Annotated in this window: 21 protein-coding genes and 1 other annotated feature; of the genes, 19 read left to right on the top strand and 2 right to left on the bottom strand. The window is 36.4% G+C overall.

Translation table 11 applies throughout. The features are described 5' to 3' along the window. Nucleotides 1-24 precede the first annotated feature (24 nt). The 16 genes from ABC346_RS15230 to pyrE all read left to right on the top strand — a co-directional run bounded on the left by ABC346_RS15230 (nt 25) and on the right by pyrE (nt 17,548). Nucleotides 25-465 (top strand): cell division protein SepF, encoded by a 441-nt coding sequence (locus tag ABC346_RS15230; protein WP_413235650.1) that lies wholly within the window; start codon nt 25-27, stop codon nt 463-465. Nucleotides 466-471: 6 nt separating this feature from the next. After that, nucleotides 472-738 (top strand): YggT family protein, encoded by a 267-nt coding sequence (locus tag ABC346_RS15225; RefSeq protein WP_413235649.1) that lies wholly within the window; start codon nt 472-474, stop codon nt 736-738. 15 nt (nt 739-753) lie between these two features. Then, nucleotides 754-1,530, top strand: coding sequence for a YlmH family RNA-binding protein (locus ABC346_RS15220; protein ID WP_413235648.1), 777 nt, complete (start codon nt 754-756; stop codon nt 1,528-1,530). A 93-nt stretch (nt 1,531-1,623) separates the two neighbouring features. Next, the gene (locus ABC346_RS15215; RefSeq protein WP_026133759.1) at nt 1,624-2,127 is read left to right on the top strand and encodes a DivIVA domain-containing protein; all 504 of its coding nucleotides are present in this window, start codon (nt 1,624-1,626) and stop codon (nt 2,125-2,127) included. Nucleotides 2,128-2,341: 214 nt separating this feature from the next. Next, nucleotides 2,342-2,558, top strand: a binding site (T-box leader). A gap of 51 nt (nt 2,559-2,609) precedes the next feature. Next, entirely contained in the window at nt 2,610-5,366 is a 2,757-nt protein-coding gene (gene ileS, locus ABC346_RS15210; RefSeq protein ID WP_413235647.1) for an isoleucine--tRNA ligase, read from the top strand. A 482-nt stretch (nt 5,367-5,848) separates the two neighbouring features. Beyond that, nucleotides 5,849-6,322: a signal peptidase II gene (gene lspA, locus ABC346_RS15205; protein WP_413235646.1), complete on the top strand. Its 474-nt coding sequence runs from the start codon at nt 5,849-5,851 to the stop codon at nt 6,320-6,322. Further along, on the top strand, nt 6,319-7,230 hold the full coding sequence (locus tag ABC346_RS15200) for an RluA family pseudouridine synthase (protein ID WP_413235645.1): 912 nt from the start codon (nt 6,319-6,321) through the stop codon (nt 7,228-7,230). The genes lspA and ABC346_RS15200 overlap by 4 nt, the downstream gene beginning before the upstream one ends. Nucleotides 7,231-7,391: 161 nt before the next feature. Further along, nucleotides 7,392-7,934 carry a bifunctional pyr operon transcriptional regulator/uracil phosphoribosyltransferase PyrR gene (pyrR, locus tag ABC346_RS15195; protein ID WP_413235644.1) on the top strand — a complete coding sequence of 181 codons (543 nt, stop codon included), beginning with the start codon at nt 7,392-7,394 and terminating at the stop codon, nt 7,932-7,934. Nucleotides 7,935-8,127: 193 nt separating this feature from the next. Further along, nucleotides 8,128-9,057: an aspartate carbamoyltransferase catalytic subunit gene (locus tag ABC346_RS15190; protein ID WP_413235643.1), complete on the top strand. Its 930-nt coding sequence runs from the start codon at nt 8,128-8,130 to the stop codon at nt 9,055-9,057. Then, a complete protein-coding gene (locus ABC346_RS15185; protein WP_413235642.1) occupies nt 9,014-10,306 on the top strand; it encodes a dihydroorotase in 1,293 nt (430 codons plus the stop codon). Before ABC346_RS15190 ends, ABC346_RS15185 begins: the two co-directional genes overlap by 44 nt. Then, complete coding sequence (locus ABC346_RS15180; protein ID WP_413235641.1) at nt 10,293-11,393, top strand: carbamoyl phosphate synthase small subunit; 1,101 nt, start codon at nt 10,293-10,295, stop codon at nt 11,391-11,393. Before ABC346_RS15185 ends, ABC346_RS15180 begins: the two co-directional genes overlap by 14 nt. Beyond that, entirely contained in the window at nt 11,386-14,592 is a 3,207-nt protein-coding gene (gene carB / locus ABC346_RS15175) for a carbamoyl-phosphate synthase large subunit (protein WP_413235640.1), read from the top strand. Before ABC346_RS15180 ends, carB begins: the two co-directional genes overlap by 8 nt. Next, complete coding sequence (locus ABC346_RS15170) at nt 14,589-15,344, top strand: dihydroorotate dehydrogenase electron transfer subunit (protein WP_413235639.1); 756 nt, start codon at nt 14,589-14,591, stop codon at nt 15,342-15,344. Before carB ends, ABC346_RS15170 begins: the two co-directional genes overlap by 4 nt. After that, nucleotides 15,341-16,255, top strand: a complete 915-nt coding sequence (locus ABC346_RS15165) for a dihydroorotate dehydrogenase (RefSeq protein WP_413235638.1) — start codon at nt 15,341-15,343, stop codon at nt 16,253-16,255. The genes ABC346_RS15170 and ABC346_RS15165 overlap by 4 nt, the downstream gene beginning before the upstream one ends. Continuing rightward, nucleotides 16,252-16,938: an orotidine-5'-phosphate decarboxylase gene (gene pyrF / locus ABC346_RS15160; protein ID WP_413235637.1), complete on the top strand. Its 687-nt coding sequence runs from the start codon at nt 16,252-16,254 to the stop codon at nt 16,936-16,938. The genes ABC346_RS15165 and pyrF overlap by 4 nt, the downstream gene beginning before the upstream one ends. Before the next feature lies 1 nt (nt 16,939). Beyond that, nucleotides 16,940-17,548, top strand: coding sequence for an orotate phosphoribosyltransferase (gene pyrE, locus ABC346_RS15155; RefSeq protein WP_413235636.1), 609 nt, complete (start codon nt 16,940-16,942; stop codon nt 17,546-17,548). A gap of 182 nt (nt 17,549-17,730) precedes the next feature. Here pyrE and ABC346_RS15150 read toward each other — a convergent pair whose 3' ends face one another. After that, the gene (locus tag ABC346_RS15150) at nt 17,731-18,498 is read right to left on the bottom strand and encodes a class I SAM-dependent methyltransferase (protein WP_413235635.1); all 768 of its coding nucleotides are present in this window, start codon (nt 18,496-18,498) and stop codon (nt 17,731-17,733) included. Between the two features lie 126 nt (nt 18,499-18,624). Between ABC346_RS15150 and ABC346_RS15145 the strand changes: the two genes are divergently transcribed. Together ABC346_RS15145 and ABC346_RS15140 are read left to right on the top strand one after the other, a co-directional pair. Beyond that, nucleotides 18,625-19,482, top strand: a complete 858-nt coding sequence (locus ABC346_RS15145; protein WP_413235634.1) for a LysR family transcriptional regulator — start codon at nt 18,625-18,627, stop codon at nt 19,480-19,482. Nucleotides 19,483-19,555: 73 nt separating this feature from the next. Continuing rightward, a complete protein-coding gene (locus ABC346_RS15140) occupies nt 19,556-19,978 on the top strand; it encodes an organic hydroperoxide resistance protein (protein WP_413235633.1) in 423 nt (140 codons plus the stop codon). A gap of 69 nt (nt 19,979-20,047) precedes the next feature. Here ABC346_RS15140 and ABC346_RS15135 read toward each other — a convergent pair whose 3' ends face one another. Continuing rightward, nucleotides 20,048-21,757, bottom strand: coding sequence for an Rqc2 family fibronectin-binding protein (locus tag ABC346_RS15135; RefSeq protein WP_413235632.1), 1,710 nt, complete (start codon nt 21,755-21,757; stop codon nt 20,048-20,050). A gap of 100 nt (nt 21,758-21,857) precedes the next feature. Here ABC346_RS15135 and ABC346_RS15130 point away from each other — a divergent pair, with 100 nt between their 5' ends. Beyond that, nucleotides 21,858-24,512, top strand: a complete 2,655-nt coding sequence (locus ABC346_RS15130) for a cation-translocating P-type ATPase (protein WP_413235631.1) — start codon at nt 21,858-21,860, stop codon at nt 24,510-24,512. The last annotated feature ends 250 nt before the right edge of the window (nt 24,513-24,762 follow it).

The following is a 24,762-nucleotide window of genomic DNA, read 5'->3' as shown; positions in this document are numbered from 1 at the left end:
TACTAAAGAAGAGAGGTGAAGGAGATGAGTTTTAAAAATAAATTAAAAGATTACTTTATGGGTGATGAGTATGACTATGAATATGTAGATGAAGAAGAAAATGATCAAACTCAAGAACCAAAACAGAAAGATTCTAAAGCAAGCACAAAAAATGTAGTTAATTTATCTAGCGTGCAGCAAAGTAATTCTCGTGTCGTGTTAATTGAACCGCGTAATTACAATGAAGCGCAAGAAATTGCCGATAATATAGTTAATAGACGTGCAGTAATTATTAATTTACAACGAGTAGATCATCAACAAGCAAAACGAATTGTTGATTTCTTAAGTGGTACTGTATATGCTGTCAAAGGTGATATCCAGAAATTAGGAGCAGAAACATTCTTATGCACACCAGATAATGTAGAGGTATCAGGTACAATTACTGAGATGTTGTACGAACAGGAAGAATATGATAAAGGATGGTAACAGCATATGATACAAATTTTAAATCTTATTAATATGGGGATCACAATATACAGCTTAGCTTTATTTGTTTATATTATGTTGTCGTGGTTACCAGGTGCAAGAGATACTTCATTTGGAGAACTGCTTGGAAAAATCTGTGAGCCTTATCTAGAAATATTTCGTAAGTTTATCCCCCCATTAGGTATGATTGATTTATCTCCACTCGTAGCTATCTTAGTACTTAATCTTGCAAATCAAGGAATTATCGAGTTTTTCCGAATGTTTATGTATTAAGGGAAAGGAATTATCATGGAAGTTTATCAACATTTTCGAAAAGAAGAACAGCCTTTTATTGATCAAGTACTTTCATGGAAAGAACAAGTGGAACGTTCTTTTATTCCAAAGCTAACGGATTTTCTCGACCCCCGTGAGCAAGAAATCGTCATCATGTTGATTGGGGAACATAATGAAGAGCTTCAGGTTAAAGACTTTGGTGGCGGTAATAATAGTGAGAGAAGGAGAATGCTATTAGCTCCAAAATATGAAGATTTAAGTGAAGATATGTTTCAGGTTGAACTACTCGAAGCAAATTTCCAACCAAAATTTGTAACAATAGAACATCCAGATGTAATGGGAGCTTTTTTATCACAAGGAATGAAGCGAAAGAAACTCGGTGATATTATCATTGCGGATGGAAAGATCCAGATTATGGCTGCTTCAGAAATATCCACATTTGTACAAATGAACTTAACATCAATTAGAAAATCGTCGGTCTATTTTGAACAGCGGGATTTGCAATTATTGATTAAAAAACATGAAAGCTGGATTGAACAAGAACGAACTGTATCTTCGCTCCGTTTGGATACGGTAGTTAAGGAAATTTATCCAATTTCACGAAAAGAAGCCACTACTTTTATCCAAAAAGGATTAGTGAAAGTAAACTATAAAGTAGTTGATGACAATAAATTCCAATTACAAGAAAAAGATATGATTTCAATTCGAGGTCATGGAAGAAGTAAGCTCACTTCTATAAGAGGGAAATCAAAAAAAGATAAAGTGAAAATAACGATTGCTACACTGAAATAATGATATAATTATTGCAGGAATTATTATTTATTTGTCGAATTAATGTGTAATAAGGATTTTTAAGTATTTATATCGCTTAAGGAGGTGACGATGGTGGCATTATCACCATTGGACATTCATAATAAAGAGTTTGCAAAAGGATTTCGCGGATATGATGAAGATGATGTAAATGAATTTCTAGATCAAATTATCAAAGATTATGAACTAGTTATTCGTGAAAAGAAAGAGCTAGAGGAAGAAGTTAGACAATTACGTGAGCGTTTAGGTCATTTTACAAATATTGAAGAAACATTAAACAAATCGATTCTTGTTGCACAAGAAACAGCAGAAGAAGTAAAAGGAAATGCTTCTAAAGAATCAAAACTTATTATTAAAGAAGCAGAAAAAAATGCTGATCGGATTGTTAATGAAGCACTCAGCAAGGCTCGTAAAATCTCTTTAGATGTGGAAGAATTGAAAAAGCAAGCGAAAGTATTCCGTACTAGAATGCGTATGTTAGTACAAGCGCAATTAGAAATGCTGGGTACAGATGATTGGGAAGAGTTGTTTGATACAGAGATTGATGAAGAACTAGAGCTTCTAGAACAACAATCATAGTGACTTGACGTTTATATGAAAATTACATATAATTCTATAAAATGAGACGCTATCAGTAAGGATTATTTAGCCTTTTCTGGTTGTTAGCGAGAGTTATCATGGCGCTAGCATCGTTTATAGCACACTTCGACTCACTCGAATCCTTCTCAAAGTCATGGATGAGAATTTACGGGCGATTCGTTATCGTGATAATCTGCTAGAAATTTAAAAATTTGTAAATACAATGATAGAGACAGTATAAAAGTAAAACTGGTTAAGCGATCTGAGGATGGTGAGAGCTCAGTCCAGAAGACTTTTAGAAAATCACTCTTGAGTTTTCATTATGAATAAAGTAGTAATGAACGGATAATCGCCGTTATCGATTTCGAGTGAATCTAATGAGTTATTATTAGATTTATAAGGGTGGTACCGCGAGTCTTCTCGTCCCTTTTGGGATTTAGAAGGCTTTTTTTATTAGGAAGAAAATAGGAGGTTTTAATGTAATGGATTATAAGGAAACATTATTAATGCCAAAGACTGCATTTCCAATGCGTGGAAATTTGCCGAATAAGGAACCAGAACGACAAAAACAATGGAAAGAAACTAATCAGTATGAAAAAACTCTTGAACGTACACAAGGTAGACCGTTATTTATCTTACATGATGGACCGCCATATGCAAATGGTGATATTCATATTGGTCACGCTTTAAATAAAGTATTGAAAGACTTTATTGTACGATACAAATCAATGACAGGGTATCATGCACCGTATATACCAGGATGGGATACACATGGATTACCAATTGAAACAGCTTTAACGAAGAAAAAGAAAGTTAAACGCAAGGATATGGATGTAGCTGATTTCAGAAAGCTCTGTGAAGAATATGCACTTGGGCAAATTGATAACCAACGTGAACAATTTAAACAATTAGGAGTACGTGGTGATTGGGACAATCCGTATATTACTCTAACAAAAGATTATGAGGCTTCACAAATTAAGGTTTTTGGCGATATGGCCAAGAAAGGATATATTTATAAAGGATTAAAACCAGTTTATTGGTCTCCTTCATCTGAGTCTGCATTGGCAGAAGCAGAGATTGAGTATCAGGATAAGCGCTCACCGTCCATCTATGTTGCATTTGAAGTGACTGACGGAAAATCCTTGCTGTCTGGTGGAGAGAAATTCATAATTTGGACAACTACGCCATGGACAATACCTGCGAACCTAGGAATCAGTCTACATGCAGATTTAACCTACATTGTTGTAGAAGTAAAAAATGATAAATACATTATTGCAGAGTCTTTATATGATGATGTTCGTGAGGAACTTGGGTGGGAAGATCCGAAAGTAGTCCAAAGCTTTACAGGAAAAGAAGCAGAAAGAATTGAAGCGCAACATCCGTTTTACAATCGAACGTCATTAGTGATGTTAGGAGAGCATGTTACAACAGATGCCGGTACAGGTTGTGTTCATACAGCTCCAGGACATGGGGAAGATGATTTTTATGTATCACGTAGTTATGGAATCGATGCTTTCTGTCCTGTAGATGAAAAAGGTGTATTTACTCAGGAAGCACCTGGTTTTGAAGGGCTGTTCTATGATGCGGCAAACAAAACGATTACGGAAAAATTAGAAGAGACTGGTGCATTATTAAAATTATCTTTTATTACACACTCTTATCCACATGACTGGAGAACGAAGAAACCAACTATTTTCCGTGCGACAGCACAATGGTTTGCTTCTATTAAAGATTTTCGTGAAGATATTTTGGAAGAGATTAAGGAAGTAAATTGGTATCCACATTGGGGAGAAACGCGGTTGTATAATATGGTTCGCGATCGTGAAGATTGGTGTATTTCCAGACAGCGTGCTTGGGGTGTTCCGATTCCAGTATTTTATGGAGAAGATGGTACTCCAATCATTACCGATGAAACGATTAATCACGTATCTGAATTATTCCGTGAACACGGCTCAAATATTTGGTTCGAAAAAGAAGCTAAAGATTTATTACCGGATGGGTTTACCTCCAAGCATAGTCCAAATGGACATTATACGAAAGAGACCGATATTATGGATGTTTGGTTCGATTCTGGATCTTCGCATGAAGGTGTTTTACTAAACAGAGAAGATCATCAACGACCAGCTAATGTGTATTTAGAAGGAAGTGACCAATACCGCGGATGGTTTAACTCATCATTATCAACATCAGTTGCAGTCACTGGAAAAGCTCCATATAAAACTGTAATAAGTCATGGATTTGTTTTGGATGGTAACGGAAGAAAAATGAGTAAATCATTAGGGAATGTCATCGTTCCTTCAAAAGTTCAGAAGCAATTAGGTTCCGATATTTTAAGACTCTGGGTTTCAAGTGTAGATTATCAAGCCGATGTTCGAATTTCTGATGATATTTTAAAACAAACCTCAGAGAGCTATCGTAAAATAAGAAACACATTCCGATTCTTATTAGCTAACCTTGCTGATTTTGATCCTCAAACGGATCGCGTAGAAGATGAGAATTTAGAAGAAGTAGATCGTTATATGATTCACCGTTTACAAAACGTATTATCTCAAGCGCATAAAAATTATAATCAGTATGAATTTGCTCCTGTTTTCCAACAAATTCACCACTTTTGCGCAGTCGATTTAAGTTCATTCTATCTGGATTTTGCAAAAGACATTCTATATATTGAAGCAAAAGATCACCCTCGTAGACGTAGTATTCAAACTGGTTATTATGAAGTATTGACGAGCTTAGTGAAGCTTATTGCCCCAATTATACCGCATACAGCGGAAGAAGTTTGGGAATATATCCCTGGTTCCGAAGCGGAAAGTGTTCATTTAACAGATATTCCAGATTCTCGAGAAGTTGGAATTGATGAGCAGACTGTGGATAAATGGAATCATTTTATGAAAATTCGAGATGATGTATTAAAAGCTTTAGAAGAATCTCGAAGTGAGAAAGTTATCGGTAAATCTTTAGAAGCAAAAATATCGATTGCAGTTAAAGATGCTAAAACCAAAACAGTATTAGAACAGATGGAGCACTTACATCAATATTTTATTGTTTCAGAGGCAGTAGTGGTTGATACATTAACGGATGCAAAAGAAGGGAATTATGTGGATGTAGTAGTTGAGGTACATCCTGGAGACACGTGTGAGCGCTGTTGGGTTTCTTCAGAAACAGTTGGTGACGATCAGAGTCACCCAACTTTATGTAGCCGTTGTGCTGAAGTAGTGACAACTCATTATGCTGAATGAATATAAATGTAGCTCTTTGATTTAAATGCATGTGTCCACTCTGTTGAACGAGGCTTTAACTAATAACTCGGAAAAGATAACTCCTTTTCCGAGTTGATTATTAGGTCGGGCTGTTCGGAAATAGAGTTGCCTCCTTTCATTAAATGAAACGTATGTATAAAATTAGAAAAGAACTTAATATATGTGTAGTTAAATCGTGAAAGCTTTTCTTATAGAATTATCTGACTTATCTTACTGGTCTCTCCGTGTTACTTTTGTTCTTAGAGACTGCCCCGAATGTTTTTTACCATCCCTATATTACTTTAGATTGGTAAATGATGCGATAAAACTAATTCATTTAACTTTTCCCATGAATCAATGTGTGTTTTTCTTTTCGATGTATTTTAGTTGCCATAATGGATAGGAATCACGTTTGTCCTTGAAAATGTTTGAGTAGCAGTATAAGATAAGAAATAGTTCGATTAGAATCGAGGGGTAAACAAATGATTATTTATTATTTAATAGCGATTGTGCTCGTTATCGTTGATCAATTTACGAAATGGTTGATAGTTTCGCGTATGGAATTAGGTGAATCTATTCCTGTTATCGATAATTTCTTCTATATAACTTCACATCGGAATACTGGAGCTGCCTGGGGAATTTTGGAAGGGCAAATGTTGTTATTTTATATAATTACTACCGTGGTTATTATCAGTATTATTTATTTTTTACATACATACGTGAAGGGTGATCGGTTATTATCCGTTGCATTAGCAATAATACTAGGTGGAGCAATAGGTAATTTTATTGATCGTATATTTAGACAAGAAGTAGTCGATTTTGCAAACTTTTACATCTTTAATTATAATTTCCCAATTTTTAATGTTGCCGATTCAGCCCTAACTATTGGTGTAATTATATTTTTAATAGCTACAATTTTGGAAGAAAAGCGTCAGAAAGGAAAATCAAAATCATGACAAAGAGTCAACACATCGTGAAAGAACAACAAGGGAAAACTAGAGTAGATAAACTATTAACGCAATTACTGACAGATCAATCACGTTCACAAATACAGGGATGGATTGATGAAGGATTAGTAGAAGTAAATGGAGTTATAGTAAAGGCAAATTATAAATGTGTTCCAGGAGATACACTAACCTGGGAAGTTCCAGAAACAAAGCCATTAGTATTAGAGCCTGAAAATATTCCATTAGATGTCGTTTATGAAGATGTGGACGTTATTGTGATCAATAAACCAAAAGGGATGGTCGTACACCCTTCTGCTGGTCACCAAACTGGAACACTTGTACATGCTTTACTTTACCATTGTGATGATTTGTCTGGTATTAATGGGGTTGAACGTCCTGGAATCGTTCATCGTATTGATAAAGATACAAGTGGATTATTAGTGGTTGCGAAAAATGATGTGGCGCATCAAAAATTATCCGAACAATTACAACAAAAACAATTAAAGCGTAAATATGTGGCAATTGTTCACGGTGAAATTGGACATGAAACGGGATTAATTGATGCTCCCATTGGTCGTGACTCTAAAGATAGACAAAAAATGGCCGTTGTAGATAATGGGAAATCTGCTGTTACACATTTTCGTGTAGTAGAAAGGTTTCCTGACTACACGATTGTGGAGTGTCAGTTAGAGACTGGAAGAACCCATCAAATTCGTGTGCATATGCAGTATATCGGTTTTCCGTTAGTGGGGGACCCAAAATATGGTCAACGTAAAACAATGAATGTAGAAGGTCAAGCATTACATGCAAAAGAAATTGGCTTTTATCATCCTAAATCTGGTGAATGGCTTGAGTTTGAAGCAAATCCACCTGCAATTTTAGAAGAAACCATTTCTTTTATCCGAAAAATGTATTGACAGTTTCACGATGTTTTGGAATAATACAAGAAGAACAGTTGAATAGAACCTTTAAAAAATAGTCCAGAGAGGCTAAAAAGGGATCGTCTGATACGTAGTAAAAGTATGCCCTTTTTCCTTTCTTGGAAGAGGGCATTTTTAGATTGAGGTGAGATACGCAGATGAAAAAGAAAACGGAAATACTGGATGCAGCATCCATACAGCGAGCATTAACAAGAATGTCTCATGAAATATTGGAAAAAAATAAAGGTGGAGAAAATCTTGTGTTGATTGGAATAAAGACGAGAGGTGTCCCACTAGCAAAGCGTATCCAGCAGAAAATTAAGCAAATCGAATCAATTGAGGTTCCGTTAGGTGAACTAGACATTACAATGTATCGAGATGATCTCGACAAAGTATCCGAACAAGAAGAGCCAAAGATTAATTCTGTTTCTATCGGAATGGATATAACAGATAAGCATGTCATTTTGATCGATGATGTATTATTTACTGGTAGAACGGTTCGAGCAGCAATGGATGCCGTTATGGACGTCGGTCGACCATCCACGATCCAACTAGGTTCATTGGTGGACCGTGGGCATCGCGAGTTACCGATTCGAGCTGATTATGTTGGTAAAAATATTCCAACATCGGACCGAGAAATTGTAGTTGTTCAATTAAGTGAGCAGGATCAACAAGACCTTGTATCCTTATATGAAAAATAAATATGTTCAGCTTTTAATCAAATCCCGTGAGGTTTGGAAGGTTGTTGTTTTTTGACTACGTATACCTATTAGATATTTTTTTTAGGATACGTATAGCTCTCTGCAACCTTTTTGCAGAGAGTTTTTTTTATAGCTAAAAACGAACACAACATGAAAGGGTTTCGTTATTACGGATACATGAAGGAGGAAGTCGATGAGAGATTTTATTTCTGTTAACCAGTTGGAAGCCGATGAAATGTATCAAATAATACGAAAAGCAAATGAGTTAAGAGATCGACCAAATCAATTAAATCGCCAATTATTTGCTGGTAATTTATTTTTTGAACCGAGTACGCGAACAAAAATGAGTTTTACAGTTGCAGAACGAAAACTAGGCGTGGAGATATTAGATTTCCATACAGAAGAATCAAGTTTAGCAAAAGGTGAATCATTATATGATACAGCAAAAACTTTTGAAGCGATCGGCGCTAATTTCTTAGTGATTAGGCATCCATCAGATCAATGGATAAGTGAATTGGAGCAGGAAGGAAAATTAAACATCCCAGTCATTAATGCGGGTTCCGGCAAAGAAGAACATCCAACCCAATGCATGCTCGATTTACTGACGATGTACCAAGAGTTTGATTCGATTAAAGGATTGAAAGTTATAATTGCTGGCGATATCAAACATAGTCGAGTAGCTAGATCGAATGCAATGGCGCTGACTAAATTAGGGGCAGAAGTAATCTTTAGCGCTGCACCAGGATTTGAAGACGATACGCTAGATTATCCATATCTGACTATGGATGATGCCGTAGAAGAAGCAGATGTGGTGATGTTACTGAGAATCCAGCATGAACGACATCTTCATAAAGCAGAGACTTCTGATTATCTATCCCTGTATGGATTAACGAAAGAAAGATATAAAAAATTACAAGATCATGCAATTATTATGCATCCAGCTCCGATAAACCGTGGAGTAGAAATAGATACAAGTTTAGTAGAAAGTGAGAAATCGAGAATTTTTAAACAAATGGACAATGGGGTCTATGTACGCATGGCAATTATCATGCACGTATTATCAGAATGGGGGATTATTCATGAAAACAATCTTATTAAACGCAAATCGCTTACTGCCATCTAATGAATTAGAGAAAGTAGAAGTACTTATTGAAGACAATAAAATAACAAAAATTGCATCGCAGATTCCTGAGGGGGCAGAAAACTATATTGATATAGAAGGAAAGTTGCTGCTTCCTGGACTAATTGATGTCCATATTCATTTACGTGAACCTGGTGGAGAACATAAAGAAACAATAGATACGGGAACGATGGCAGCTGCAAGGGGTGGATATACAACCGTATGTGCCATGCCAAATACAAATCCAGTTCCTGATCATCAAGGTGCTTTAACGAGTTTGCTTTCCAAAATAGCAGATGCTGCACATATACGTGTATTACCATATGCATCCATTACCATGGGTTTGAAGGGAGAAGAAAGAACGGATATTCAATCATTAATCGATGCTGGTGCATTCGCATTTACAGATGACGGGGTTGGTATACAGACAGCGGATCAAATGTACCAAGCGATGAAAGATGCAGCACGTCATAACACTACCATTGTGGCCCATTGTGAAGATAATAGTCTTGTATACGGTGGAGTTTTACATGAAGGAGAAGTAAGTGAACGATTAAATTTACCAGGAATCCCATCTTTAAGCGAGTCGGTACAAATTGCAAGGGATGTATTATTAGCAGAAGCAACAGGCTGTCACTATCATGTCTGTCATGTGAGTACAAAAGAATCGGTACGTGTGATTCGCGATGCAAAGAGAGCAGGCATTCATGTAACAGCGGAAGTCTCACCACATCATCTATTACTCAGTGAGACGGATATTCCTGAAGATAATGCAGACTGGAAGATGAATCCTCCATTGCGTTCAAAAGAAGATCAACAAGCATTATTCGAAGGGCTAATGGATGGAACGATTGATATAATTGCAACCGATCATGCTCCTCATGCAGCAGAAGAGAAAGCATTAGGATTCAGAGAAGCTCCTTTTGGCATTGTAGGATTAGAAACAGCATTTCCGCTTTTATATACACATCTGGTTTTAGAAGGAAAAATGACGCTACATCAGTTAGTAGAAAGAATGACCGAAAAACCAGCAGCGACATTTCAACTTCCTTATGGAAAGTTAGAAGTAGGCTCTGTAGCTGATGTTACTGTCATTGATCTTGAAAAAGAAGAAACGATTCATCGTGACACCTTTTATTCAAAAGGTAAAAACACACCTTTCGATAATTGGACAGTAAAGGGAATTCCTGTACTTACAATGGTAAATGGAATCGTCGTATATGAGGAGGCTAAACAACATGAAGAAGCGTAAATTAATTCTAGAAGATGGAACAGTTTTTAATGGAACAGCGTTTGGCAGTGATTCCGAATCTAGTGGTGAAATTGTATTTAATACTGGAATGACCGGTTATCAAGAAGTCATAACCGACCCAAGTTATTGTGGTCAATTCGTTACATTAACCTATCCTCTAATTGGAAATTATGGCATTAATCGTGATGATTTTGAGACAGTGACACCATTTATTCATGGTCTTGTTGTAAAAGAGTTTAGTGAAAATCCGTCTAACTTCCGGAATGAAGAGACATTAGATGAGTTTTTAAAGGTGCATAATATTCCAGGGATTGCAAATATCGACACTCGGAAGCTTACTCGAATCATTCGAAAACACGGTACAATGCGAGCAGTCATGATCGATGAGGAGAAAAAGGTACAGGACGTACTAGATCAATTAAGACTTGCTGAAATGCCAAGAGACCAAGTAAAACAAACATCAACTAGTAAACCTTATGTTGTACCAGGTAGAGGGCTACGTGTGGTGATGGTTGACTTCGGTGCAAAGCACGGAATCCTACGAGAATTAACAAAACGTGACTGTCATATCACTGTTGTACCTCACAACTATAGTGCGGAAGCAATTCTGCGATTAAAACCAGATGGAATTATGTTAACGAATGGTCCTGGAGATCCAAAGGATGTTCCAGAAGCAATTGAGATGATAAAACAGCTCATTGGCCAAATTCCTATATTCGGTATTTGCCTGGGGCATCAATTACTGGCGCTTGCTTGTGGAGCTGATACAGAAAAAATGAAATTCGGACACAGGGGAGCGAATCATCCAGTAAAAGATTTGAGAGCGAGAAAAACGTATTTAACATCGCAAAATCATAGTTATGCAGTTAACGCTTCTTCACTAATAGATACAGGACTTGAACTAACTCAGATTGCATTGAATGATGAAACGGTAGAAGGGATTCGTCATACTGCTTACCCAGCGTTTTCTGTTCAATATCATCCAGAAGCTTCACCTGGTCCGGAAGATACCAATTATTTATTTGATGAGTTTTTAAACCTGATGAAATACAGCACAGTGAAACAAGGAGGAGAAGTATATGCCTAAACGTACAGACATCAACAAAATTCTTGTAATCGGATCAGGACCAATCATCATTGGTCAAGCTGCTGAATTTGATTACTCAGGTACGCAAGCTTGTCAAGCATTGAAAGAGGAAGGGTATACCGTAATATTAGCTAACTCTAACCCTGCGACCATTATGACCGATCATACTGTAGCAGATAAAGTTTATATGGAGCCATTAACAGAAGAGTTCTTAACTAAAATTATACGTAAAGAACATCCGGATGCCATCTTACCAACATTAGGAGGACAAACAGGTCTTCATTTAGCAATGGAGCTGTTTCACAAAGGAATTTTGGAAGACCATCAAGTTCAGCTGTTAGGGTCAGCACCTGATTCGATTGAAAAAGCAGAAGATAGAGAGCTATTCCGGAAGTTAATGAATGAGTTAAACGAACCTGTTCCTGAAAGCGCGATTGTGCATACGGTAGAAGAAGCGTTCGATTTTGCTAATACGATCGGCTATCCACTAATTGTACGTCCTGCATACACACTGGGTGGAACTGGTGGTGGAATGTGTTACAACGAGGCAGATTTAAAGGAAATTACGAAAAATGGCTTATCTTTATCTCCAGTGAATCAGTGTTTAATCGAACGAAACATTGCAGGTTTTAAAGAAATTGAATATGAAGTAATGCGAGATAAGAATGACCAAGCTATTGTAGTGTGCAATATGGAGAATATTGACCCAGTTGGAATTCATACCGGTGACTCAATCGTAGTTGCGCCATCGCAAACATTAAGTGATCGTGAGTATCATTTATTACGAAATGCTTCATTAAAAATAATTCGAGCATTAGGAATTGAAGGTGGATGTAACGTTCAGTTAGCACTAGACCCGAACAGTTTTCAATATTATATTATCGAAGTTAACCCAAGAGTGAGTCGATCGTCTGCTCTTGCATCAAAGGCGACTGGGTATCCGATTGCGAAAATTGCTGCAAAAATTGCAGTTGGCTATTCCTTAGATGAAATCATTAATCCAATTACAGGTAAAACATATTCGATGTTTGAGCCTGCACTTGACTATGTAGTGACAAAATTCCCACGTTTCCCATTTGATAAGTTTACGACAGGAGATCGTCGCCTTGGAACACAAATGAAAGCAACCGGAGAAGTGATGGCGATAGGAAGGAATCTTGAAGAATCATTATTAAAAGGGGTACGATCGTTAGAAATAGGTACAGAAGAGTTATATTTAAAAAAGGCAGTAAATATTACAGAGGAAGATTTGGTGAAACGGTTAACTCGAGCAGATGATGAACGTATCTTCTTAATTGCAGAAGCACTTCGTCAGGGCTATTCTGTCGATTGGATTTTCAATCATACGAAAATCGATCCTTTCTTTTTATATGCCATTGAGCGGGTTGTAAATATGGAAGAAGAATTAAAAAGTGATGTTGGTAATCTAGAAAAATTAATAAAAGCAAAGCAATGGGGACTATCCGATTCTGAAATTGCTAGGTTATGGGAAATGACAGTTGATGATATATATCAAATTCGCAAAGAAAATCAAATTGTACCTGTGTTTAAAATGGTAGACACATGTGCAGCAGAATTCTCCTCAGAAACACCTTACTTTTACAGTACCTATGAAGAAGAAAATGAATCGATTGTTACAGATCGAAAGAAAATATTAGTGTTAGGTTCAGGACCAATTCGAATTGGTCAAGGAATCGAATTTGATTATGCAACTGTACATTCTGTTTATGCGATCAAAGAAATGGGTTACGAGGCGATTATTATGAATAATAATCCAGAAACCGTATCTACTGATTTTACAATTTCCGATAAACTTTACTTTGAGCCACTAACCTTAGAAGATGTTATGCATGTTGTCGATCTAGAACAACCAGAAGGAGTAATTGTTCAATTTGGAGGACAGACGGCAATTAATCTAGCAGAGGGACTAGAAAGAAGAGGTGTTCGCATCCTTGGTACAGGATTGGATGCAATTGATCGTGCAGAGGATCGAGATAAATTTGAAGTTTTATTAGATGAATTAAATATACTCAGACCAAAAGGAAAAGCTGTACCTCGGTTAGATCAAGCAATTGATACAGCCAATGCGATTGGTTACCCGGTTCTTGTTCGACCATCCTACGTAATCGGCGGAAGCAGAATGGAAATTGTATATAACGAACAAGAATTAGAAAATTATTTGGAAAAATCCAGTCACATTGATTCCGCACATCCAATTTTAATTGATAAGTATTTAACAGGTATGGAAGTAGAAGTTGATGCGATCAGTGATGGGGAGACAACGATCATTCCAGGTATCATGGAGCATATTGAACGTGCGGGAGTACATTCTGGAGATTCAATGGCGGTCTATCCACCTCAACGGTTGTCAAATGCTGTAAAAGAAAAATGCTTAGGTGCTGCGATAAAGATTTCAAAAGCACTTCAAGTGAAAGGATTAATAAATATTCAATTTATTATCCGCGAAGAAGACGTGTATGTTCTGGAAGTAAATCCTAGGGCGAGCCGGACGATTCCTTTCTTAAGCAAGATCACAGGGGTTACTATGGCAAATATCGCAACGAGATGTATTCTTGGTGAGAAACTAGCAGATCAAGGCTATGAAACTGGAATTCTACCAGAACAGGATCAAGTATCAGTTAAAATACCAGTATTTTCTTTTGAAAAATTACGTAGCGTAGATACAATTCTCGGACCAGAAATGAAATCAACTGGTGAAGCAATAGGCTATGACAGAACCTTAGAAAAAGCACTTTACAAAGGAATGATTGCTGCAGGTCTAACTGTACCTCAAGAAGGAGGAGTACTTCTCACGGTAGCGGATAAAGATAAGGCAGAGATGTTAGAAGTAGCGGAACATTTTCACCAACTTGGATTTGTTCTATATGCAACTGAAGGGACAGCGGAATACGTACAACATGAAGGGAATTTACCGGTGGTTCCAGTTGCTAAGATTGGAGCAGAAGAACCAACTGTACTCTCAATAATTGAATCAGGGCAAGTCCAGTTTGTGATTAACACCTTGAATTCCGGTCAAAAGCCTCGTTCTGATGGATTCTTAATCCGAAGAGAAGCAGTAGAACATGGAATTGCTTGTTTGACAAATATGGATACCGTAAACGCCATATTACGAGTAATTGACGCAACATCGTTTAGTGCGCAACCGATTGGAGTAGATAAGAAGGTGGTCATGTCATGAGAAAACGCGAGACAATGTCTGTTCTATCAGTAACACAAATTGCTACAGACACCTTTGAGATGATAGCGAAAAATAGTAGAATTAGTGAACAGGCAAAACCAGGACAATTCGTACACATTTACATTCCTGGACATACGTTACGGCGCCCAATCTCTATTGCAGCAGTGGATCCCTCCACTGCTAGCGTATCGCTTGTATTTAAAGCAATCGGGGAAGGGACCAAACAATTATCCAACTATCAAGCGGGGATGCAAATCGATGTGTTAGGACCAAATGGTAATGGTTTTTCGCTAGATATTAGTGACGATGAACGTGTGCTGCTAATTGGAGGAGGAGTAGGTGTTCCACCAATGTATCACTTAGCAAAACGATTATCCGAAGAAACTTCTATAGATATTGTCTCGGTACTTGGATTTCAGACGAAAGATGCAGTTTTTTATGAAAAAGAATTTAACCGTATTGGTGAAACACATATTGTTACCGATGATGGCTCTTATGGGACACATGGTGTTGTTACGGATGTAATAGGACAATTTAATGATTGTACACAATACTTTAGCTGTGGTCCATTGCCAATGTTAAGAGCAGTGAAAAGTCAGCTTAATCATATCCCCGGTAAGGTTTCTTTAGAGGAAAGAATGGGATGTGGAGTAGGTGCATGTATGGCCTGTGTGCTACCTACCGTGGATAATCACTATAAGAAAATTTGTAGTGAAGGACCAGTATTTGTTGCTGAGGAGGTTGTTCTATGAATCTATCTGTAAAGTTACCAGGGTTAAACTTAAAAAATCCTATCATGCCAGCATCTGGCTGTTTTGGGTTTGGGAAAGAGTATAGTGAATATTATGACTTAAGCCTTTTAGGCGGAGTAATGATGAAAGCAGCCACTCCATTTGAAAGATTAGGTAATCCAACTCCTCGTGTAGCAGAAACAAATGCAGGAATGTTAAATGCAATTGGACTACAGAATCCTGGAGTACAACAAATAATTGATTATGAAGTACCACGGCTGGCCAAATACGATACATCGATTATTGCAAATATTGCAGGTAGTTCTATTGAAGAATACGAGTTTGTAGCAGCTGCATTTAATCAAACAGAAGATGTACATGCACTCGAATTAAATATTTCTTGTCCAAATGTTAAACAAGGTGGAATTCAATTTGGTAATGATCCTACTATGGCAAAAAAAGTAACGGATATAGTTAAGAAAGTGAGTAACAAACCTGTTTATGTAAAGCTTTCACCAAATGTGCATAACATTACGGAGATGGCAAAAGCAGTGGAAGAAGCTGGTGCGGATGGGCTATCGATGATCAACACATTAACCGGAATGAAGATTCATCTACCATCACGAAAACCATTAATCGCTAATAAGACCGGGGGGCTATCTGGTCCTGCAATAAAACCAGTTGCTATTCGTATGATTTATGAAGTAAGGCAACAAGTTTCAATTCCAATTATTGGGATGGGAGGAATCTCTAACGCAGAAGATGTCTTGGAGTTTTTAATTGCTGGGGCAGATGCTGTCGCAGTTGGCACTGCGAATTTTCAGAATCCATTTGCTTGTGTGGATATCATAAACGAATTACCAGTAGTATTGGACCGGTATGGGTTTCAGTCAATTGAAGATGTTATTGAGGAAAGGGGGATAATGGTATGACGATGTTTGTAGCACTTGATTTTCCTAATTGGAAACAAACAGAGGCATTTCTATATAAAAATGAATTGCAAGGAGTTCCTGTTAAAGTTGGTATGGAACTTTTTTATAAAGAAGGTCCTAAGGTAATCGAAAAATTAAAAAAGAATAATCATTCGATATTTCTAGATCTGAAATTACATGACATACCAAATACAGTCCATCGAGCAATGAAAAATATTGCTTCTTTAGGTGTTGATTTAGTTACAACGCATACACTTGGCGGGAGCGAAATGATTACTCAAGCAAAATTAGGACTTGAACAATCACAAACAAAATTGATTGCAGTAACCTTGTTAACATCGGTAGATGAAGAAGTGATTCAACAACAATTGCGTCTAGCTGGAAATGTTCCGGAAAATGTTGATCATTTAGCAAGATTAGCAAAAGATGCAGGAGCGGATGGGGTAGTTAGCTCAGTCCATGAAGTAGAATTTATTAAAAAAGCATGTGATGCATCTTTCTTAACATTAACACCAGGAATACGGTTTGACACTTCAAATGTTCATGATCAAAAACGTGTCGCAACACCAGAAATGGCAAATCAAGTTGGTAGTGACTTTATTGTAGTAGGTAGAGCGATAACACAATCTGATCATCCTTACGCAACATATATGGAAGCAAAGAAACGTTGGGAGGGAGCATAGGATGAACAAACAAATAACAAAGGAACTACTGGAAATAGGAGCAGTACAGATTAATCTAGATACCTATTTTACTTGGACCTCAGGATTAAAATCCCCTATCTATTGTGATAATCGTTTAACAATGAGTTATCCTAAAGTTCGAAAAAATATTGCTTATGCATTTATTCATATGTTAGAAGATGATGGCTTTAAACCTGATGTAATAGCAGGATGTGCTACAGCTGGCATACCGCATGCTGCATGGCTATCTGATCTTTTAGATCTACCTATGGTATATGTTAGATCAAAACCGAAAGGACATGGAAAAGGAAATCAAGTAGAAGGTGCCAGTGTAGAAGGGAAAAAGGTACTAGTAATTGAGGATTTAATCTCAACTGGCGGCTCATCTATTGAAGCTGCAAAAGCTCTGCAAGGAGCAGGAGCTAACGTCCTAGCAGTCTATTCAATTTTTACATATGGGCTGAACAAATCAAAACATGCTTTTTCACAGGCTAATATCACTAATCGATCCATTACAGGTTTTGACGAATTAATTCAAGAACTAATCGATGCCTTAGGGTTATCAGAGAAAGAAAAAATAGAGTTATTGACTTTTAGAGAAAGTTTATAAACATAAAGAACGGTAGTTGGAGAAAAAACCTCCGTCTAGAATCGTAGTTCTAAAAAAGCAAGGTGAGTCTCGTTGATAAGGAATATATAGGGGCTCACCAGCTGCTTTATAAAGTGAAGATATTTCTTACAATCATAATTTATTTCTAAAAGTTAGATTTCTTTTAGAGGGTTTCGCAATAATTAATCTCCTTTTTGATACATTACCATCCATTCATCAATTGAAAATGATTGAAGTTGCTCATTTTGTTGCTTAACATCAAAATAAGCTTTCACTCTCGGATTAGCACCTAATAGATAAGATTCCACAATATTTTTCTGGTTTGGATCTTCAACAGTACGGTCAACCCAATCTTGGAAGGGGAGCACTTTCTTTTGAAGTTGCTCTTTTCTAATAGATAAGGGGTAGATAGAAATAATTTGTTTCCATTCAGAAACCTTTAATGAGCGCATATGACTGGGATCACGTAATTTTTCTAATTCGTTTACGTAGAGTTCAAGCTCAATGTCTTCACTGGAAATATTATCAACGAAAATAAATGTACCTTTTGGTTTTAAAACTCGATTTGTTTCTTCTATAAATTTTGTAGGATTTGGAAAATGATGAGCTGCAATTCTGCAGCTTACGATATCAAAAGATTGATCCAAAAACGGCAAGTTCTCTGCATCAGCAACTACATAATGAATATTAGTATAATTTTTTAGATGATTACGCGTTTCTTGAAGCATTTTTGGAGTTAAATCAGTTGCTATCACATTTTTTACATGAGGAGAATATTTTTTTGCTACATGCCCTCCACCTGTTGCTAGATCTAACATAACCATTTCTTTATTAGGCGCTGTCCACGTCATCATCTTATCCAGTTCTTTTTCATTGGCGTGAGTTTTACTTGTAATATACGCATTACTATTCTTAGCGAATGTCTTTTTTACTAACGATTTCTCATCCATCTACATCTTCCTCATCGATTTAATTTTAGAATTCCATTTACTATTAGTTTATGTGGTATGATGTAATAAGTAAAATACAATAAATTAATTAATATTGATAATATATACTTATATGAGGTGTTCAAAATGAGGATGGATGATTATGAGTTATTAATACGCTTAAATGAAATTGGTACGATTCGTGGAACGGCAAAGGCTGTTTTGATTTCCCAACCAGCTGTTACTCAACGCTTAAAATATATGGAAGAGTATTTCGGTGAAGCGATATTTATCCGAACTTCTAAACGTTTACTACCAACTCCAGCTGGGGAGATCGTTATTCAACATGCGAAGCAAGTCATTTATCAAGAAAAAGTCTTAAAGAACCGACTAGCAGAGACTGGTGAAGAAATTCAAGGAACGCTGTCTATTGCATGCTCTACCCTAATAAGTCAGCGATTTTTACCAAGTATCTTAGGTGAATTTACAGCTAAGTATCCCAAAGTAACAATTGATTTAGTGACCGGTATTAGTGAGGACATAAGGAGAAATCATAAAAAATATCATATTTGTATTATTCGAGGCGAAAAATTAAAAGAAACAACATCTGTTCATTTATTTGATGATCCGTTATATATGTTTGATACGGAACCATTTCCAAATAAACAAGTAAAGGAAAGGCCGTTAATTTCTTTTAAAAGTGATGATAGTATGCATGAACTTGTCGATAATTGGTTATATCATCAACAAGAATCTATTAAGCCCGTAAAAACATTAACAGTAGACCAAATCGAAACGTGTAAACAATTTATGAAACAAGGAATTGGAATGGCGGTTTTACCTGAAAGTGTTTCTGATCACCTAAAGGAAGAATATCCCCATATTGCTCTTGAGATAAATGGGAAGCCAGTTACACGCGATACGTGGGTATGTTATCAAGAAGGTATACGCAAATTACCACAGGTAGACCATTTTCTTGAATTACTACAGAAAACTACTTTTTAAATTCTATGTTTACAAATTGAATTTAACGGAAATATAAGAACTATACGTTAGAATAATAAGGAGTAGTGATCGTATGAGTGATATTCTATTTACTTCAACAGCCACAGCCAAAAATGGTAGAGATGGACATGTGAAATCAGATGATGGGATTATTGATGTAGATTTAGTTAACCCTGCTGGAGGTAAATCCGATAAAAAAGGATCGAATCCAGAGCAATTATTTGCTGCAGGATATTCTGCTTGTTACGATGGTGCGCTTAGCCATGTAGCATCTGAAAAAGGGAAGAAAATTAGTTCTGAGACAACTGCAGATGTCCATTTTATGAAAGATCCATCTGATGGTGGCTTCAAAATTGGAGCTACACTTCATATTAAAATAGAAGGTGTTAGCCAAGATGAGGCACAAGAATTAGCAGAAGCAGCACATGATTTCTGTCCTTATTCAAAAGCAACTCGTGGCAATATTGAAGTAACATTAAAACCAGAAGCTGTTTAATTAGGAAATATATAATAAAAGGTTCAAACCAAATCAGGTTTGAACCTTTTTTCTATGCTAAATTTAACTTTATCCTTTTCTTAATCGATCGACAGTTTCTTTAGATGGTGTTACATAAATCGTTTTTTGATTATCATAAATGACATAACCTGGTTTGGCACCGTTTGGTTTTCTAACATGACGAATGAATGTATAATCTACGGGTACCGAAGAAGATTGCTGTGATTTGCTAAAATAAGCAGCTAATTGAGCAGCCTCTTCTATCGTTTGTTCACTAGCTTGTTTATCTCGAATAATCACATGCGAACCAGGGATATCTTTTGTATGCAACCAAATATCATCACGATTTGCTAAACGCATCGTTGCGTATTCATTTTGTTTATTGTTTTTGCCGACAAGGATCGTAGTACCTTCTGAAGAGATATACTCTTCTGGTGCTGGTTTTTGCGGCTTTTTTTTCTTCTTCGACTGTCGCTGTTTTTTCAAATAGCCTTCTTCTCTTAATTCTTCGCGTATTTCCTCAATATCTTCTGTACTAGCGACATCTAATTGTTGTAATAACTGGTCTAAATACTGGATTTCCAAGTCTGTCCGTTTAATTTCTGATTGCATAACCTGTCTTGATTTTTTTAATTTAGCATACGTTTTAAAATAGCTTTGTGCATTTTCACTTGGTGATTTTTGAGGATTTAGTTTGATTAATACCTTTTTTTGGTCAGGATCGTAATAATCCACAACCTCTACCTGCTTATCGCCAAATTGAACTTCATGCATATGCGCAGTCAAAAGTTCTCCTAATCGCTGATATTCATCGGCATGCTCTGATTTTTTAACTGTTTGTTGATGTTTTTTTAGTTTACGTTCATTTTTCTGTTTTTCATTTTTTATAAATCGATATAAATCCTTTGCTTGCTGTTTTACTCTATCTCGTTCTGCTTTTCCAGAATAGAACGCATCTAACATTTTATTTACTGATTCAAATGATTCTTTTTCTACATTGCTTTTTAATGTTAATGGAAGTACGTGAAAATCTTCTTTTCCATTTCGGTAGATCGATGGAGTATATTCATGTGTAGCTAATCGACGTTGTACTTCTTCAAACATGGATTGATATTGTTCATTTGTTCCTAGAGCTACTTTTGATGCAAGATCTTTCGTAACCAATGGTGAAAAACCTTCCAGTATTTCTAGCATCTGCTGATCAATTTTGCCTGAATTAAAATCAAGCTTTTGAATAAATTGCTCGCTTGAAAGTTCTAATGGATGGAACTTTTGCTGATCTGGTGGTGCTTGATAGGATTGACCAGGAAGTATAGAACGATGCCGATTTTGAGAATAAGAAATGTGTTTTAAGCTATCAATGATAACACCTTTTTCTTGATCGACTAAAATAAGGTTACTGTGTTTTCCCATTAGTTCCATGATTAATTGTTTATAGCTTACATCACCAATTTCATTTCTTGTACGTATTGTTAATATTACAATTCTTTCCAATCCTTTTTGTTCGATTTTTTCAATAATGGCTCCAGATAAATGCTTTCGTAAAATCATACAAAACATCGGAGGTTCTTTCGGATTCATATAATTATCATTTGTTATATGAAATCTAGCATATGTTGGATGTATCGAAAATAACAGGGTCTGATTCACAGAATTGTTCCGTACAGTCATGACAATTTCACTATCAGTTGGTTGATAGATTTTTGCAATTTTACCACGAACTATTTCATTTTGTAACTCTTCGGTTATGGCTCTAGTAACAATACCATCAAATGGCATAATAAATCACCTCTTGCGACATTATAGCATTTTTTTACTGGGAACGGCATAGATATGGATTAAGAGCTTGTACAATCTATTCATTGTCGGAGGAATGCTGATGAAATGGTATCAATTAGATGTAGAAAAAGTAGAGCAGAAGCTCCAAGTAATTTCAAATCGCGGTTTAAACAACAATCAAGCAGTGGAAAGAAGAAAACAACATGGCGAAAACGTATTAGAATCTAAGAAGCAAGTTTCAAATTGGATTCTATTTTTCAAACAATTTCAAGATTTTATGGTGTTGGTTTTGTTAGCCGCGACATTAATCGCTGGTTTACTTGGAGAATATATTGATGCAATCGCAATTATGGTGATTGTATTGATAAATGGGTGTATTGGATTTTTTCAAGAACAAAAAGCAGAAAATTCATTAGAGAAATTAAAAGAGCTTTCTGCTCCAATTGCTAGTGTGTTACGAGAAAAACAATGGGAAAAAATATCTTCTCGCGATATCGTTATTGGAGATGTTGTACGCATTAATAGCGGGGATCGTATTCCAGCTGATATTCGCATTATTAAGTCTAATGGTTTGGAAACTGAAGAATCTGCATTAACTGGAGAGTCACTACCCGTCAGCAAACATGCTACAGCAATAACTGCTGAGAACTTGGATGTTCAAGACCAAACGAATATGGGGTTCATGGGGACAATGGTTACCCGTGGTTCTGGAACCGGTGTTGTTGTTGGGACAGGTATGAAGACGGTGATGGGCCAGATAGCATCTCTCATTCAAGGAACGAAAAAATCCGTAACTCCACTTGAAATGAAACTGGCAGAGTTAGGGAAAATTTTAATTGTAGTTGCCTTGTTATTGACGGTGTTGGTAGTAGGTGTTGGGGTAGTACAAGGGCATCCTATGTACGAAATGTTTCTAGCAGGTGTCTCACTTGCGGTAGCAGCTATTCCAGAAGGATTACCTGCAATCGTGACAGTAGCGTTGTCTCTTGGAGTACAGCGTATGATACGAAAGAAAGCAATTGTACGTAAATTATCTGCCGTAGAAACATTAGGCTGTGCATCAGTTGTTTGTTCTGATAAAACAGGAACCATGACGGAAAATCAAATGACTGTTAAAGAAATGTATTTGAATGGTGAATATTTATATGTAACTGGAGATGGTTACCAAACTCAAGGTGATTTCTTTTTAAACAAAAATAAAGTTGAGCGAACGCACCCAAACCTAGAAACGATGCTACTCTATGGAATGATATGTAATCATTCACAGTTAATGGTTAAAAAAGGAAAAAATTTTATTGACGGAGATCCAACTGATGGCGCGTTATTAGTAGCAGCACGAAAATTAGGTTTACATGTTGATAGAAAAGAAGACTATCATGTTATTAAAGAATTACCATTTGACTCTGATCGTAAACGAATGAGTGTAATTGTTGAAGACAAAAATGGAATGAAGATGGTTATAACAAAAGGAGCTCCCGATGTTTTATTACCTCGATCCACCTATTATCTAGATGAAAATGGACGCTCACTATTAAAAAAAGAAGATACTAAAGAAATTGAAAATGCTGTGTATCATATGGCTGGAAAAGCGCTCCGAACAATTGCGATTGGAGTACGTATTTTACCTAATAATATGAATATTGATAGTGCACTGATTGAAAATGAACTCACATTTATTGGATTGTATGGGTTAATGGATCCACCTAGAAAAGAAGTGAAGTCAGCAATACGTGAATGTAAGGAAGCAGGAATCAAAACAGTAATGATAACGGGAGATCATGCACATACTGCTCGAGCAATTGCAAGTCATTTACAATTGTTACCTGAAAATGGACTACTATTTGAAGGGAAACAATTAAACAACATGTCAGATCATGAATTGGAAGATGTCATTGAAGATGCATACGTTTTTGCAAGAGTTACTCCAGAACATAAATTACGAATCGTAAAAGCTTTTCAAAATAGGGGGCATATAGTTGCTATGACGGGGGATGGAGTGAATGATGCTCCAGCAATAAAGGCAAGTGATATTGGTATCAGCATGGGGATTAATGGTACAGATGTAACAAAAGAAGCTTCATCACTCGTATTAATGGATGATAATTTTGCAACGATAAAATCTGCTATAAACGAAGGCAGAAACATCTATGAAAATATCCGTAAATTTATTCGATACTTACTAGCTTCTAATGTTGGAGAAATACTAGTCATGTTATTTGCTATGTTATTAGCATTACCACTACCACTCGTTCCGGTACAAATACTTTGGGTGAACTTAGTGACGGATGGATTACCTGCCATGGCGCTTGGTGTGGATAAAGCAGAAGGCGATGTAATGAAGCGTAAGCCAAGGAATCCTAGAGAAGGTATTTTTTCAAGAGGGTTAGGATATAAAATTGTATCGCGAGGAATATTAATAGGGATTGTTACATTGATAGCTTTTATGGTAACGCATCAAAATAATCCTGAGCATCTGATTTATGCTCAAACTACTGCATTTGCTACATTAGTAGTTGCACAATTGATTCATGTTTTTGATTGTCGAAGCGAACATTCGGTCTTTGCCAGAAATCCATTTGGAAATATGTACCTTGTTTATGCGGTGCTTTCCTCGTTATTATTGTTATTAGTTGTGATTTATTGGACACCACTTCAACCGATTTTCCATACAACTGCACTCAGTCTTATAGATTGGTTGTTAGTTGTTGGGTTAGGAGCAATCCCGACTGTAGTCTTCGGCTATTCAAAAAAATAAATAAACCATGTAGTGGAATCATTCGTATCCCGAGCCCGAATTTTACGCGTCTTAGATCAAGTGCCGTAAAAGTTCGGGTCTTTTGTTTGTAAAACATGATAGAATATTAGTTTGTGACTGTTGTTTAGATCAGCTTTTTAGTAGGTTAGTTGCGTTCGATCATCTATGGCAGTTGTATTCAAAACTTTTTGTTTGCTAAATATTTTTTTTCTTCCAACTCTTCTATACGTATTGTGTCTAGCAAATTTAT

Source organism: Oceanobacillus phoenicis (assembly GCF_047238145.1).
Classification (GTDB): domain Bacteria; phylum Bacillota; class Bacilli; order Bacillales; family Amphibacillaceae; genus Oceanobacillus.
Note: the sequence above shows the minus strand (reverse complement) of the source record. Positions and strands in the feature narration are given on the sequence as shown.